The organism is Caulobacter sp. Root1455, assembly GCF_001426905.1.
Classification (GTDB): Bacteria; Pseudomonadota; Alphaproteobacteria; order Caulobacterales; family Caulobacteraceae; genus Caulobacter.
This window is the reverse complement of record NZ_LMFQ01000023.1, coordinates 246,320-260,844: the sequence shown is the minus strand read 5'-3', so window position 1 is coordinate 260,844 and position 14,525 is coordinate 246,320. Positions and strand designations below refer to the sequence as shown.

The window sequence follows — 14,525 nt, the reverse complement described above, 5'->3', positions numbered from 1 at the left end:
CGACATCAGCGTCTGACCCCCAAACCGGACACCACTCCGCAAACCGCCGCCCCTAGACACCACCGCCCCCCGCGCGCCATATCCGCCCATGCGCGACCACGACGCCGACGTCATCATCGCCGGAGCCGGCATGGCCGGAACCACCCTGGCGCTCGCCCTGGCCTCGGCCGGGGTCAAGGCCCTGCTGGTCGATCCCCAGCCGTTCGACGCCCAGCTGGCCGAGAGCTTCGACGGGCGCTCGTCGGCCATCGCCTATTCGTCGTTCCGCCAGTGGCGGGCGATCGGGGCCGGCGAGGCCCTGGCGCCCAACGCCCAGCGGATCGAGCAGATCCTGGTCACCGACGGCAAGACGCCGGGCCCGGCCTCGGGCGGACCCTCGCCGTTCTTCCTGCGCTTTGACAGCAGCGAGATCGCCGACCGGTCCGAGGGCGAGCCCCTGGGCTATCTGATCGAGAACCGCCAGATCCGCGCGGCCCTGGCCCGGACCGTGATCGACAAGGGGATCACCGTGCTGGCCCCGGTCGGCGCCCAGGCCCTGGACGTCACCCCGGCCGGCGCGACCCTGACGCTCACGGACGGCCGCACGCTGTCGGCCCCGCTGGTGGTCAGCGCCGAGGGCCGGGGCAGCGTGCTGCGCAAGGCCGCCGGCATCGGCGACATCGGCTGGAGCTACGGCCAGAGCGGGGTGGTGGCCACCGTCCGGATGGAGCATCCGCACCAGGGCGTGGCCCACGAATACTTCCTGCCCAGCGGGCCGTTCGCCATTCTTCCGCTGACGGATAATCGCGCCAGCCTGGTCTGGACCGAGAGCACCGACCGGGCCGAGGCCCTGCGCCACGCCTCGCCGGAAGCCTTCCACAGCCATTTGATGCGGCGGTTCGGCGAGTTCCTGGGCACGGTCGAGATGGCTGGCCCGACCTTCGTCTATCCGCTGTCGCTGTCGCTGGCCGAGCGGCTGGTCGCCCCGCGCCTGGCCCTGATCGGCGACGCCGCCCACGGCGTGCACCCGATCGCCGGCCAGGGGCTGAACCTGGGCCTGAAGGACGCCGCGGCCCTGGCCGAGGTGGTGGTCGAGGCCCTGCGCAACGGCGAGGACATCGGGGCCGAGGCGACCCTGGAGCGCTACGCCCGCTGGCGGCGGTTCGACAACGTCTCCAACGCCCTGGCCTTCGACGGCTTCGTGCGGCTGTTCTCCAACGACAATCCGCTGCTGCGCCTGGCGCGCGGGGTGGGCATGGCGGCGGTCAACCGCATCGCCCCGGCCCGGCGGTTCTTCATGCACGAGGCCGGCGGCGGGGTGGGCGACCTGCCGAAGTTGTTGCGGGGCGAGGGGATTTAGGAGCCGAAACCTTCCCTCCCCTTCATGGGGAGGGTGGCCCTGGCAGCGCCAGGGTCGGGTGGGGCTTGCTGAGCCAGCCGCCCTGCACCGATCCCCCACCCGTCGGCTTCGCCGACACCCTCCCCACAAGGGGGAGGGAAGAGATTTCACCTAGACCTTCACCACCCACCCGCGCTTGCGCATGTAGGCCACCACCATCCAGATCAGGCCGACGAAGATCGCCACCGGGATCAGGGCCGCCGCCCTGTCGCCGACGAAAGGCGTGGCCCAGACGTAGGGGATCTTCAGCAGGTGGGCGGTCAGCATGATCGAGGCCAGCATGTGCAGGCTGTAGGCGAAGATCGCGTTGATCCCGAAGTCGGTCAGGAAGCCTGATCCCGGAAGCCGCCGGCCCTCGACGTCCAGCGCCTGGTGCAGGCCGGCCAGCAGGACCAGGGCGACGCCGGTCGACAGCAGCACGAAGCTTGAGGTCCACAGTTCCTTGGAGATCGGGAACGCCAGGCCCCAGACCAGGCCGCCGGCGATGCAAGCCGTGCCCGCGATCAACAGGCCCAACGCGCCACGCCCATTTCTCGATTGGGGGGCCATGAGCCATTCGCCGGCCGCCACGCCCAGCAGGGCCTGGGCGACGGCCGGCAGGGTCGAGAGCAGGCCCTCGGGGTCATAGCCCAGCGGCCCCGGCACATAGACGTGGCCGCCCAGCACCAGGCGGTCGAACCAGCCGACGAAGTTGGCGCCGGGCTTGAGCAGGTCGGTCGCGCCGTCCGGGAACGGCAGGAGGGTCAGGGGCCAGTAGAGCGCCAGGATCGCCACGGCCAGGATCAGCCGGGCGCGGGGCCCGAGGGTCTTGTAAAGGACGGCGGCGGCCAGGAAGCACAGGGCCAGGCGCTGCAGCACGCCCATCGGCCGGAACGGCACGCTCTCGGGCGTCGCCATCCAGTAGAGGTTGGACAGGATCAGGCCCAGCAGGAACAGGCGTCCGGACCTGACCAGCAGCCGGCGCAGGGTCGGTCCGTCGAGACCGCCGATTCCCTGTTCAGGCGCGCCGCGCGCGGCCAGGGCCAGGGGGATCGAAGCCCCGGTCATGAACACGAAGGCCGGGAACACCGCGTCGGCGAGCGTGAAGCCACGCCAGGCGGCATGCTCCAGGCCGGCGAACTGGGCGTAGCCGCTGACATAATGCAGGTAGGAGGCGCTGTTGACGACGATCATGCCGACGATCGTCAGTCCACGGAGCACATCCAGTGAAGCCAGGCGGGGCGGCCGCTGATCCACCGCCTAGTCGTCCAGGCTGCGGGCTTCCTCGGGCAGCATGATCGGCACGCCGTCGCGGATCGGATAGGCCAGCTTGGCGGCGTTGCTGACCAGCTCGCCCCGGGCGCGGTCGTAGAACAGCGGCGCGCGGGTGACGGGACAGACCAGCACCTCCAGCAGGCGCGGGTCGAGATCGGCGGGCGGGGGAGGCGGTTGGGCGGTCATGGGTGCTTTGTAGGGGGTTTTCCAACTGATGAGAACTCCCTCCCCTTCATGGGGAGGGTGGCGGCGAAGCCGACGGGTGGGGCTCGCTGAGTCATCAAACCCCACCCGACCCGCTACGCGGGCCACCCTCCCCGCAAGGGGGAGGGAAAGACTGTCACTGGATCATCGTGGGGTCTTCATCGTCCCCCGCCGCGTCGATCTCCAGCAGGGCCACCAGGGTCTCGCGGCGTTCGACCAGGGTCGGGGCCTCGAGCAGGGCCTGCTTCTCGACCGGTTCGAACGGCAGGGCCATGGCCAGGCTGTTGATCAGGGCGTCGGACGGGGCGGCCTCGGCGCTGCTCCAGTCGATGGCCAGGCCGCGATGGTCGAGATAGCGGCGCAGGGCGTCCAGCAACGGCGAGGCGTCGCTCCCCGTGGCCGTGTGCGGCGAGGCTTCCCGCAGGTCGTCCTCGAAGGAGGTGAAATCGGCGCGCACCTGGCGGTAGGGCGAGCGGGTGGGAAGCTCGTCGCCGACCCGGAACCGGCAGACCCCGGTCAGGGTGACGAGGTAGCGGCCGTCGCTGGTCTCGGCGAAGCTGGTCACCCGGCCCGCGCAGCCCACCGGCGCCAGGTTGGGCCGCTCGTGATCGCCGCCCGGCCGGGTCTGGACCATGCCGATGATCCGCTCGCCCGACATGGCGTCGTCGAACATGTTCAGATAGCGCGGCTCGAAGATGTTCAGCGGCAGCTGGCCGCCGGGCAGCAGCAGGGCGCCGTCCAGCGGGAACACCGGGATCACCAGCGGCAGGTCGTCCGCCCTTCGATAGGATCCCGGCATGCGACGCTCCTCTTGAAGCCTAACTGAACAGGATGGCGGACAGCCGCTTGCGGCCGGCCTTGGCCACCTCGGACGCGTAGCCGGCGGCCTCGAACACGGTCAGCAGCTGCTTGCGGGCGGCCTCGTCGTTCCAGGCACGGTCGCGTTCGATGATGGTCAGAAGATGGTCCGACGCGGCCTGAAGATCGCCGGCGCCGGCCAGGGCCTTGGCCAGCTCGAGGCGGGCCTCGTGGTCGTCGGCGTCGGCGGCCAGGCGCCTTTCGAACGGCGCGGTTTCGGACGGGGCGTCCTCGGCCAGGGCCAGGGCCGCGCGGACGCTGTCCAGGTCCGGGTCCTTGGCGCCGGCCGGGGCCGTGGCCGCGACTTCCGCCGCGCCTTCCAGGTCGCCGCCGGCCAGGTAGCATTTGGCCAGGCCGCCGATAGCCTTCACGTTGACCGGATCCATCTGCAGCGCCTGGGCGAAGGCCTGGGCCGCGCCGCCGATGTCGCCCAGCTCGACCGACTCCTTGGCCAGGGCCAGCAGGGCGTCGATGTCGCTCTCGGGCGGCGGTCCGGCCAGGCGGTCGATGAACTGCTTGATCTGACTCTCGGGCACCGCGCCCTGGAAGCCGTCGACCGGCTGGCCGTTGACGAAGGCGTAGACGGTCGGGATCGACTGCACGCGCAGCTGGCCCGAATAGCCGGGGTTCTTGTCGACGTCGATCTTGACCAGCTTGACCGCGCCGCCGGCGGCGTTGACCGCCTTTTCCAGGGCCGGGGTCAGCTGGCGGCACGGGCCGCACCAGGTGGCCCAGAAGTCGACGATCACCGGCTGGACCTTGGAGGCCTCGATCACGTCGGCCATGAAGCTGGCGTCCGTGCCGTCCTTGATGTGCTCGCTCTTGGCGCCCCCTTGGCTATTGGGGCCGCCGGCTCGAATGGGAGGGGGAGTGTCGCCAATCAGGGCCATGGGGTCTCTCTAAATACGCGGGTCTTGAACGCTCGAAGCGCCGAAGGGATCGGCGGGGGAGGACTGGAGCGTCCGTCTTGGCGGCCAAGATGGTCTCTCGGCGCGCGGTTCGCAATCGGGCGAAGCGCTTATTGAACAACCCGCATGGCGGCGAAATCGACGATCATCGGCGTGATTTCCAGCGCCGCCAGGAACCGCCGAAGACCCTCCTGCGACACCGCCGTGGTGGCGTCGTTGGCCAGCGGGTGGAAATTGACCGGATCGGCTTTCGCCAGGTCCGCGTCGAGCACGAAGCGCACGCGATGCGTCGTGTCGTTGATCAGGCCGAAGGCGGTGACCGAGCCCGGGGTCACGCCCAGGGTCTGGGCCATCAGCTCGGCGCTGCCGAACGACAGCCGGGCCGAGCCTATCACCGTGTGCAGGCGCTTGAGGTCGATCGCCGTCTCGCCCAGGGCCGAGATCAGCCACAGCTGGCCCTTGGCGTCCTTGAGGAACAGGTTCTTGGTGTGGCCGCCGGGCAGGGCGGCCTTGATCTCCAACCCCTCCTCCACCCGGAACACCGGCGGGTGGTCGAGCGTGGAATGGGCGACGCCGTGGGCGTCGAGGAAGGAAAACAGGTCGGCGCGGCTCTTCATGGGGGACTTCCTAGCCGAGCCGTGGCCCGCTAGACCAGACTCAAGACCAGCTAGGGAAGAAGAGAGCCGGCATGGAACTGGAGTGCTACCCCACCGAGAACCGGCCGCCCGAGATCGTGCCAGGACGGCCGCAGCGGGCGTGGATGGACCACTTCGCCGACCGCCACCCCTATCGCTGCCTGCCCCTGACCATGGCCAACACCACCGGCTGGGAGATCCTGTGCCCGGTCGGCTTCACGGCCACCTGGGACGGCGGGGCGCACCAGAACTGCATCACCTTCAAGGCCGACCATCCGCATCCGGGCTTCGACGACTTCGTCAAGTCGCACTTCTCGCGCGGCACGGTCACCTTCCACACCGGCTACCTGTTCCGCACGCCGCCGGGCTGGTCGATCTGGACCATGGGTCCGCCCAACCACATCAAGGACGGCATCCAGCCGCTGGCCGGCCTGGTCGAGACCGACTGGCTGCCCTTCCCGTTCACGATGAACTGGCTGTTCACCCGCCCCGGCACGGTCCGCTTCGAGAAGGGCGAGCCGTTCTGCTTCTTCATGATGATCCAGGACAAGCCGCTGGAGCAGGTGCAGCCGGTGATCCGGTCGTTGAATTCCAATCCCGACCTGCGCAAGCAGTACGACGCCTGGGCCGCCCAGCGCGGCGAGTTCAACGCCCGGATCTTCAAGCGCGAGCCCGAGGCGATGAAGGAGGCGTGGCAGCGCTTCTACTTCAAGGGCGAGTATCCCGAGGAGGTCGAGGCCCCCGCCCCGGCGGCGCATGTGAACAAGCGCCGGCTGAAGGCGCCGAAGGTCGGGTGAGGACGCGATCACACCGCACGCCGCTGTCCATCTGGGTCGTGGTCGGAATCCTGGGCTTGCTGTTGGCCGGACATGCCGCCTCACTCTTGGCGTTTTTGCTCGGAAAGCCGCTCCCTCAGTCTTGGCCGGAGTTTCTTCTGGCGGTGTTTCTCGTGACGTTCCAGATCGTGGGCCTTGTCAGAATGAGCCGCTGGCCGGTCATCGTTCAGACCGTGATGGTGTTGGGCAACGTCGCCATCCAGTACGCGACCAATCCCCACTGGACGGACCGCTATCCAATCTTCGGCGTGTTCGCTGTGATCATTCCCTTGGTCGCCTACCTCGCTTGCACCCTGCCTCACTGGCGCAAGATGAACTGGGCTCTGTTGGGCCGGTCATACCGGCGAGCCGAGGATCAGGCCGAGATCTTCGCCTAAGCGCGACTTCCCAAACAGTTGTCATCCCGGGCGTAGCGAAGCGCAGACCCGGGACCGCCGGAAGCGCCGCGTTCACGCGTCGGTCCCGGATCGGCGCGCTGCGCGCTTGTCCGGGATGACAACGCGGGGAGATCACTTGAGCGCGTACGCGATCACCTGGTCCCCGATCGGGGTCTCCATGAAGTGGTGGCCGCCGGTCATGATGACCACGTACTGCTTGCCGCCGACCGCGTAGGTCATCGGCGTGGCCTGGCCGCCGGCCGGGAGCACGTCCTGCCAGACGGTCTTGCCGGTCTTCAGGTCGATGGCGCGGATCAGGTTGTCGGTGGCGGCCGCCACGAACACCAGCCCGCCGGCCGTGACCACCGCCCCGCCGTTGTTGGGCGTGCCGATGTTCAGCGGCAGGTGCGAGGGAACGCCGAACGGGCCGTTGGTGCGGGCCGTGCCCAGCGGGCGGTCCCACAGCGTCTTGCCGGTGCGCAGGTCGATGGCCCGGATGCCGCCGTAGGGGGGCTGCTTGCACAGCAGGCCCGTCAGCGGCAGGCGCCAGCCGGCGTTGACGTCGATGGCGTAGGGCGTGCCGACCTGCGGGTCGCCCGCCCCTTCCGCGCCCTTCTTCATCGAGCCGCCGCGGGCGTCGCCGCGCGGGGTCCAGCCCTTGGCGTCGGCCACCGCGCGGGGCACCAGGCGGTTGTAGTTGGGCATGTCGTTGTAGTTGGCGACGATCACGCCGCGGCTGGAGTCGACGGCCACGCCGCCCCAGTCGGAGCCGCCGTTGTAGCCGGGATATTCGACATAGCGGCGGTCGGCGACCGGCGCGGTGAAGAAGCCGTCGTACTTGGCCCGCTTGAACTGGATTCTGCAGATCATCTGGTCGATCGGCGACATGCCCCACATCTGCTTCTCGGTCAGGTCGGGCTTGCGCAGGGAGTGGTACAGCGAGAACGGCTGGGTGGGCGCGCGCTGCTGCGGCTCCAGGCCGCCTTGCGGCACGGCCCGCTCCTGCACGCCGGTCAGCGGCCGGCCCGTGCGCCGGTCCAGAATGAAGATGTCGCCGCGCTTGCTGGGCAGGACCACGGCCGGGACGGGACCGCCGGCGGTGGGGAAGTCGACCAGGGTCGCTTGCGAGCCCAGGTCGTAGTCCCAGACGTCGTTGCGCACGGTCTGGAAGCTCCAGCGGGGCTTGCCGGTGGTCACGTCCAGGGCGACCAGCGAGGTCGAATACTGCTTCTCCAGCGGCGAGCGGCTGGAGCTCCAGTAGTCGGCGGCGGAAACGCCCAGGGGCAGATAGACCAGGCCCAGGGCCTCGTCGCCGGTGGCCGTGGTCCACATGTTGGGCGTGCCCTTGGTGTAGGTCTGGCCCTGCGGCGGCAGGGTGGTGATGTCCGGACGGGCCATGTCCCAGGCCCAGCGCAGGGCGCCGGTGACGGCGTCAAAGCCCTGGATCGTCCCCGACGGCGCGTCGCGCCGCTGGCCGTCCAGCACCTGGTGGCCGGTGACGATCACCCCGCGCACGATGGTCGGGGCCGAGGTGATCGACAGCATGCCGGCGGCCGATGGGCCCATGCCGACGGCGGTCGAGACCTGGCCGTTGGTCCCGAAGTCGGCGCAGGGGACGCCGGTCGTGGCGTCCACGGCGATCAGACGGGCGTCCAGCGTGCCCTCGATGATCCGGGCCGCGCAGGCCTTGGCCGGATCGGCGCCGGGCGCGGCGTAGTAGGACACGCCCCGGCAGGCGGCGGTGTAGGGAATGGCCTCGTCCGGCACCTTGGGGTCGTAGCGCCAGCGGGTCTGGCCGGTGGCCGGGTCGATGGCGATCATGATGTTCTTGGGCGTGCAGACGTAGAGGGTGTTTCCCACCTTCAGCGGCGTGTTCTCGGCCCCGTACTTGCCCTCGGCGGCCGCGCTGGGCATGTCGCCGGTGCGGATCATCCAGACCCGGGCCAGGTTCCTGACATTGCCGGCGTTCAGCTGGGTCAGGGGCGAATAGCGCTGGCCGGCATAGGTGCCGCCATAGGCCGGCCAGTCGGCGCCGACCCGCATCAGCGAGGGGTCGTTGTCGGTCATGGCGGCGACGGCGGGCAGAGGCCCGTCGACCCTGGCCTTGTTGGCCCCGGCCACCACCACGCCGCCGACCAGCAGGAACACCGCCAGGGCCGCGAAGCCGATCAGCGACTTGCGCCGGCCCGGCGGACCGGGATCGACCACCGGCAGGGCGGCCAGCACCAGGACCAGAAGCACCGTCGGCGCGATCACGCGAGGGACCAGCGCCCAGCCGTTCAGCCCGACCTCCCACAGCGCCCACAGGACGGTCAGCATGAAGACGGCGATATAGATCCAGGCGCCCAGCGGCCGTCGCTGGACCAGCAGGACGCCGGCGACCAGCAGGCCCAGACCGGCGAGCACGTAATAGGCTGAGCCCCCCAATGCGGCCAGCCAGGCGCCGCCAATGGTCAAGGTCAGGCCGATCAGGGCCAGGACGAGGCCGAGCAGCATGACGGCCCAGCCGCCCACGCCCTTTCGGGAAGATGCCAGGGACGCCATCGCCGAGCTCCGAACTGAACTGTCGTACGCGGACTGAACCTGTTCGGCGATCGAACGGTTCCTCGCCGCCGAGCGCAAACCGGAGGAACCGCGGACGGTCGCAAGATACTCTGCTTGACAGAGTGACTGAATGCATTACTCTGAATGACAGAGCGCTCTGGGCGCTTAATTCATGGAGGGTGCGATGGGCATTTCCAAGAGCGAGGCGGCGTCCGCGCTGACCGATATCGAGAGCACGGCCGGCCGCAGCCGGCTGCTGAAGGGCTATCACGTGGCCGGGCCGATCCTGATGGTCTGGGGCGTGATCTGGGCCCTGGGCTATTCGGGCATGGGCCTGCTGCCCTCCGAGCAATGGGGCCTGATCTGGCTGGTGCTGGACGTGGCCGGCGTCGTGGCGACGATCCTGCTCAGCCGGGGCGGCAAGGGCGCGGCCAAGGCCGGACAGGGCTGGAAGATCGTCGCCGGCGTCCTGGCCATCCTGGCCTTCTACGCCGCCACCCTGACGCTCTTTCAACCGATCTCCATCGACGCCACGATCGCCTATCCGGGCGTGGTGACCGGCCTGGTCTATGCCGGGATCGGCATCGCCTTCGCCCCGCGCTACCTGTGGATCGGCGGGGCGGTGTTCGCCGCCAGCCTGGTCGGCTATTTCTTCTTCCAGCCCTGGCTGACCTTCTGGATGGCCGCGGTCGGGGGCGGCGGGCTGTTCGTGGCCGGCCTCTGGCTGCGGAGGGCGTGAGCGTGGCCGAGCTGGACGAGCTGATCCACCAGCCCCTGCGGCTGAAGATCATGGCCGCGCTGCACGCCGAGCGCGACGCCGACCCGCTGGAGTTCTCGCGCCTCAAGGCCGTGACCCAGGCGACCGACGGCAATCTGGGCAGCCACCTGACCACCCTGGAAAAGGCCGGCTACGTCGAGATCGCCAAGGACTTTGTCGGCAAGAAGCCCCGCACCCGCGTGGCCCTGACCCCGACCGGCCGCAAGGCCTTCCGCCGCCACGTCGACTATCTGCGCGCGGTGGTCGAGGGGGTGGACGGGGACTGACGGTAAGGGGATACGCAAACCCCCTTAGCGCGGAACCCCTTAGGGGCGGGCCCCGAATATTCGCCCGCCCCCGGCGGGGTTATTGAAACGGTCAGTCGAACCCGTTCCCGCGCCAGGCGGGCCTCGGGGACTTCAGGACCAAGACGATGACCCAACAGCCCATCGACCTCACCGTTCACCACCAGCCCAAGGGCGTGTCCGACGCCGTCGCCTACGGTTTCGTCAAGGCCTTGCGGTTCTGCGCCGACACCTTCTTCGCCAAGCGCTACGGCCACCGCGCGGTGGTGCTGGAAACCGTCGCCGCCGTGCCGGGCATGGTCGGCGCCACCCTGACCCACCTGAAGTGCCTGCGCCGGATGGAAAGCGACAAGGGTTGGATCAAGACCCTGATGGACGAGGCCGAGAACGAGCGCATGCACCTGATGACCTTCATCGAGGTCGCCAAGCCCACGCTGTTCGAACGCTTCGTGGTCGTCGCCGCCCAGTGGGTGTTCTACCTGTTCTTCTTCGGCCTCTATCTCGTCTCGTCCAAGACCGCCCACCGCGTGGTCGGCTATTTCGAGGAAGAGGCGGTGATCAGCTACACCCACTATCTGGCCGAGATCGACGAGGGCCGTTCCGAGAACGTGCCGGCGCCGCGGATCGCGCTGGACTACTGGAGCCTGCCCGCCGGCGCGACGCTGCGTGACGTGGTCGAGGTGGTCCGCGCCGACGAGGCCCACCACCGCGACGTCAACCACGGCTTCGCCAACGAACTGCGCGGCCTGCCGCAGGGCGCGATCGCCCCTTGCCCGCCGCACGTGGTGCTGGAGCCGAACTGGAAAGCGGCGGCCTGACGCCGCCACCCCGCTCAGGCCCGCACGCGCCCCGAGGTCCCCTCCTCGGGGCGTTGTGCTGTCAGACGAGGTCGACGGGGGCGGCCAGCATTCGGGATGCGTCCTCGTCCTTCGACAGGCTCAGGATGAGGACGAATTTCGCGGCCGTTCAGTAGAGATCCTCATCCTGAGCTTGTCGAAGGACGGGGATCTCTTCCCGCCGCCGTTTCGACCACCAGAATTCGAATGCCCCTAACGGGCAGCAAAAGCCGCCGCCCTCAGACCGCCTTCACCGCCGAGACGATCGACTTGACCACCTTCCTGACCAGGGCCGGGTCGTCGCCCTCGGCCATGATGCGGATCAGGGGCTCGGTGCCGGACGGGCGGACCACGATGCGGCCCGAGCCGTTCAGCTGGCTCTCGCCGTCGGCGATGGCCTCCATGACGGTCTTGTGCTCCAGCGGCTTGCCGCCGGCGAAGCGGACGTTTTCCAGCAGTTGCGGCACCGGCTCGAACTGCCGGCCCAGGGCGCTCATCGGCTTGCCGGTCTGGATCATCACCGCCAGCACCTGCAGGGCCGCGATCAGGCCGTCGCCGGTGGTCGAGAAGTCCGACAGAATCACGTGGCCCGACTGCTCGCCGCCGATGTTGAAGCCGCCCTCGCGCATGCGGGCCATCACGTAGCGGTCGCCGACGCTGGTGCGCTCCAGGGTCAGACCGTTGTCGGTCATCAGCCGTTCCAGGCCGAGGTTGGACATCACGGTGGCGACCACGCCGCCGGATTTCAGGGTTCCGGCCTTGGCGAAGGCCAGGGCGACGATGGCCATGATCTGGTCGCCGTCGACCACCACGCCCTTCTCGTCGCAGATCACCAACCGGTCGGCGTCGCCGTCGAGGGCGATGCCGATGTCGGCGCGGTATTCGCGCACCAGCTTGGCCATGGTCTCGGGATGGGTCGAGCCGCACTCGGCGTTGATGTTGGTGCCGTTGGGCTCGACGCCGATCGGGAAAACCTCGGCGCCCAGCTCGTAGAGGGCCTCGGGCGCGACCCTGTAGGCCGCGCCGTGGGCGCAATCGATGACGATGCGCAGGCCGGCAAGGCTCAGGTGACGCGGGAAGGTCGCCTTGACGATCTCGACATAGCGAGCCTGAGCGTCGTCGATGCGCTTGACCCGGCCCAACTCGCGCGGCTCGGCCAGGCGTTGCTGCAGGCCCTCGTCCATGAGGGCCTCGATCTTCAACTCCTGCTCGTCCGACAGCTTGTAGCCGTCCGGACCGAACAGCTTGATGCCGTTATCGGCGAAGTCGTTGTGGCTGGCGCTGATCATCACGCCCAGGTCGGCGCGCATCGAGCGGGTCATCATCGCCACGGCGGGGGTCGGCAGCGGGCCGAACAGGCGCACGTCCATGCCGACGCTGGTGAAGCCGGCGACCAGGGCGGGCTCGATCATGTAGCCAGACAGACGGGTGTCCTTGCCGATCACCACCAGGTGGCGGCGGTCGTCTTGGGAGCGGAACAGCTTGCCGGCCGCTAGGCCGACGCGCAGGGCGACCTCGGCGGTCATCGGGTGCTTGTTGGCCTGGCCGCGGATGCCGTCAGTGCCGAAATAGGCGCGCTTGCTCATGGTCGTCTTCTGGTCTCGTCTGTGAGCCTTTCGAATCACGCAACGATCCGAAATGCAGATTTACACAAAGAGGCTGATGCGAGTGCTAAAGCCCCGCCTCTACACACCTTGCGCCGGTAGCAATAGCCGCCGCCGCGATGTTCTTCAAAGGATCTCGGCCCATGTGCGGCATCATTGGCATCGTTGGAACCCAGTCGGTCTCGGAACGGCTGGTCGACAGCCTCAAGCGGCTTGAATACCGGGGCTATGATTCCGCGGGCGTCGCCGCCGTGGTCGGAGGCAAGGTCGAGCGTCGCCGCGCTCAGGGCAAGATCAAGAACCTGGAAGCCGTCCTGGCCGACGAACCCCTGGACGCCCAGAACGGCATCGGCCACGTACGCTGGGCCACGCACGGCGCCCCAAACGTCAAGAATGCTCACCCCCACACCGCCGGTCGCGTCACCCTGGTGCACAACGGCATCATCGAGAACTTCGCCGAACTGAAGGTCGAGCTGGCCGCCACGGGCCGCGTCTTCGAGAGCGACACCGACACCGAGGTCATCGCCCAGTTGATCGACGCCGAACTGGCCACCGGCCTTCCGCCGCTGGAGGCGTTCAAGGCCACGCTGGACCGCCTGACCGGGGCCTTCGCCCTGGCGGTGCTGATCGAGGGCGCCGACAACCTGATCCTGGGCGCCCGGCGCGGCAGCCCGTTGGTGGTCGGCGAGGGCCAGGGCGAGATGTTTCTGGGCTCCGACGCCCTGGCCGTCGGCCCGTTCACCAACCGGGTGATCTATCTGGAGGAGGGCGACTATGTCGCCATCGACCACGACAGCGCCCGGATCTTCGACGTCGCGGGCGCGCCGGTCGTCCGCCCCGTCAAGGTGGTCCCCGCCTCGGTGGTGATGATGGAGAAGGGCAACTACCGGCACTTCATGGAGAAGGAGATCCACGACCAGCCGGAAGGCTGCCAGCGCACGATCTCGGCCTATGTCGACGCCCTGACCGCCCGCGCGGCCATGCCGGGCGACCTGGACTTCAAGGCGCTGGAGCGCATCCAGATCGTCGCCTGCGGCACCTCCTACATCGCCGGGGTGATCGGCAAGTACCTGATCGAGCAGCTGGCCGACCTGCCGGTCGACGTCGAGATCGCTTCGGAGTTCCGCTACCGCCAGCCGGCCCTGCGCCCCGGCTCGCTGGTCATCGCCATGTCGCAGTCGGGCGAGACCGCCGACACCCTGGCCGCCCTGCGCTACTGCAAGGCCAAGGGCATGAAGAGCGCCGTGGTGGTCAACGCCCAGGAATCGACGATGGCCCGCGAGGTCGACGTGGTCTGGCCGATCCATTGCGGGCCCGAGATCGGCGTGGCCTCGACCAAGGCCTTCACCGCCCAGGTCAGCGTGATGATCGCCCTGGCCGTCGCCGCCGCCAAGGCGCGCGGAATGATCGACGCCGCCGAGGAGCAGCGGATGGTCAAGGTCATGCTGGAGGCGCCGCGCCTGATCGCCGAGGCCATCGGCCTGGAGGACGCCCTCAAGGACATCGCCGTCGACATCGCCAAGGCCCGCGACGTGCTGTTCCTGGGTCGCGGCCCGATGTCGGCCCTGGCCCTGGAAGGCGCGCTGAAGCTGAAGGAGATCAGCTACATCCACGCCGAGGGCTACGCCGCCGGCGAGCTGAAGCACGGACCGATCGCTCTGGTCGACGACCAGACCCCGATCATCATCCTGGCCCCGTATGACAGCTATTTCGAGAAGTCGGCCTCGAACATGAGCGAGGTGATGGCGCGCGGCGGCCAGGTGGTGTTCATCACCGACCCGCAAGGCGCCAAGCACGCCCCGGCCGGCGCCCGGGTGGTGGTCACCGCCCCGGCCAGCGACCCGCTGGTCTCGACCCTGGTGATGGCGGCCCCGATCCAGCTGTTGGCCTACCACGTCGCCGTGGTGAAGGGGGCGGACGTGGATCAGCCGCGGAATTTGGCCAAGTCGGTGACGGTGGAGTAGGGGGCCCGGACGCCCCCTCCGTCGGGCTTCGCCCGCCACCTCCCCCGCTTCGCAGGGGAGGAGAA

General features: G+C 69.0%; 14 protein-coding genes. 7 read left to right on the top strand and 7 right to left on the bottom strand.

Features of this window, described 5'->3' with window-relative positions; all coding sequences use genetic code 11:
- The first annotated feature begins 88 nt into the window (after positions 1 to 88).
- On the top strand, positions 89 to 1,339 hold the full coding sequence (locus tag ASD21_RS17010; RefSeq protein ID WP_056443865.1) for a UbiH/UbiF/VisC/COQ6 family ubiquinone biosynthesis hydroxylase: 1,251 nt from the start codon (positions 89 to 91) through the stop codon (positions 1,337 to 1,339).
- 150 nt (positions 1,340 to 1,489) lie between these two features.
- Here the strand turns inward: ASD21_RS17010 and ASD21_RS17005 are convergent, their stop codons facing one another.
- The 5 genes from ASD21_RS17005 to ASD21_RS16985 form a co-directional block, all read right to left on the bottom strand.
- Complete coding sequence (locus ASD21_RS17005) at positions 1,490 to 2,614, bottom strand: acyltransferase family protein (protein WP_268761082.1); 1,125 nt, start codon at positions 2,612 to 2,614, stop codon at positions 1,490 to 1,492.
- Between the two features lie 3 nt (positions 2,615 to 2,617).
- Positions 2,618 to 2,818, bottom strand: coding sequence for a Trm112 family protein (locus ASD21_RS17000; RefSeq protein WP_056443857.1), 201 nt, complete (start codon positions 2,816 to 2,818; stop codon positions 2,618 to 2,620).
- 154 nt (positions 2,819 to 2,972) lie between these two features.
- Positions 2,973 to 3,635: an LON peptidase substrate-binding domain-containing protein gene (locus ASD21_RS16995; RefSeq protein ID WP_056443854.1), complete on the bottom strand. Its 663-nt coding sequence runs from the start codon at positions 3,633 to 3,635 to the stop codon at positions 2,973 to 2,975.
- A 19-nt stretch (positions 3,636 to 3,654) separates the two neighbouring features.
- Entirely contained in the window at positions 3,655 to 4,584 is a 930-nt protein-coding gene (locus ASD21_RS16990; protein WP_056443852.1) for a thioredoxin family protein, read from the bottom strand.
- Positions 4,585 to 4,712: 128 nt separating this feature from the next.
- The gene (locus tag ASD21_RS16985; RefSeq protein ID WP_056443849.1) at positions 4,713 to 5,219 is read right to left on the bottom strand and encodes a prolyl-tRNA synthetase associated domain-containing protein; all 507 of its coding nucleotides are present in this window, start codon (positions 5,217 to 5,219) and stop codon (positions 4,713 to 4,715) included.
- Between the two features lie 71 nt (positions 5,220 to 5,290).
- Here ASD21_RS16985 and ASD21_RS16980 point away from each other — a divergent pair, with 71 nt between their 5' ends.
- A complete protein-coding gene (locus tag ASD21_RS16980) occupies positions 5,291 to 6,034 on the top strand; it encodes a DUF6065 family protein (protein ID WP_056443845.1) in 744 nt (247 codons plus the stop codon).
- Positions 6,035 to 6,090: 56 nt separating this feature from the next.
- Positions 6,091 to 6,450: a hypothetical protein gene (locus ASD21_RS16975; RefSeq protein WP_156398412.1), complete on the top strand. Its 360-nt coding sequence runs from the start codon at positions 6,091 to 6,093 to the stop codon at positions 6,448 to 6,450.
- A 132-nt stretch (positions 6,451 to 6,582) separates the two neighbouring features.
- Here ASD21_RS16975 and ASD21_RS16970 read toward each other — a convergent pair whose 3' ends face one another.
- Entirely contained in the window at positions 6,583 to 8,994 is a 2,412-nt protein-coding gene (locus ASD21_RS16970) for a membrane-bound PQQ-dependent dehydrogenase, glucose/quinate/shikimate family (protein ID WP_056443840.1), read from the bottom strand.
- Between the two features lie 184 nt (positions 8,995 to 9,178).
- Between ASD21_RS16970 and ASD21_RS16965 the strand changes: the two genes are divergently transcribed.
- The 3 genes from ASD21_RS16965 to ASD21_RS16955 all read left to right on the top strand — a co-directional run bounded on the left by ASD21_RS16965 (position 9,179) and on the right by ASD21_RS16955 (position 10,874).
- Complete coding sequence (locus ASD21_RS16965) at positions 9,179 to 9,733, top strand: hypothetical protein (protein WP_056443837.1); 555 nt, start codon at positions 9,179 to 9,181, stop codon at positions 9,731 to 9,733.
- Positions 9,734 to 9,735: 2 nt separating this feature from the next.
- The gene (locus ASD21_RS16960; protein WP_056443834.1) at positions 9,736 to 10,038 is read left to right on the top strand and encodes a winged helix-turn-helix domain-containing protein; all 303 of its coding nucleotides are present in this window, start codon (positions 9,736 to 9,738) and stop codon (positions 10,036 to 10,038) included.
- A 146-nt stretch (positions 10,039 to 10,184) separates the two neighbouring features.
- On the top strand, positions 10,185 to 10,874 hold the full coding sequence (locus tag ASD21_RS16955) for an alternative oxidase (RefSeq protein ID WP_056443831.1): 690 nt from the start codon (positions 10,185 to 10,187) through the stop codon (positions 10,872 to 10,874).
- Between the two features lie 257 nt (positions 10,875 to 11,131).
- Here ASD21_RS16955 and glmM read toward each other — a convergent pair whose 3' ends face one another.
- Positions 11,132 to 12,478, bottom strand: a complete 1,347-nt coding sequence (glmM, locus tag ASD21_RS16950; protein ID WP_056443828.1) for a phosphoglucosamine mutase — start codon at positions 12,476 to 12,478, stop codon at positions 11,132 to 11,134.
- A 161-nt stretch (positions 12,479 to 12,639) separates the two neighbouring features.
- Here glmM and glmS point away from each other — a divergent pair, with 161 nt between their 5' ends.
- Entirely contained in the window at positions 12,640 to 14,460 is a 1,821-nt protein-coding gene (glmS, locus tag ASD21_RS16945) for a glutamine--fructose-6-phosphate transaminase (isomerizing) (RefSeq protein WP_056443825.1), read from the top strand.
- Positions 14,461 to 14,525: the final 65 nt, after the last annotated feature.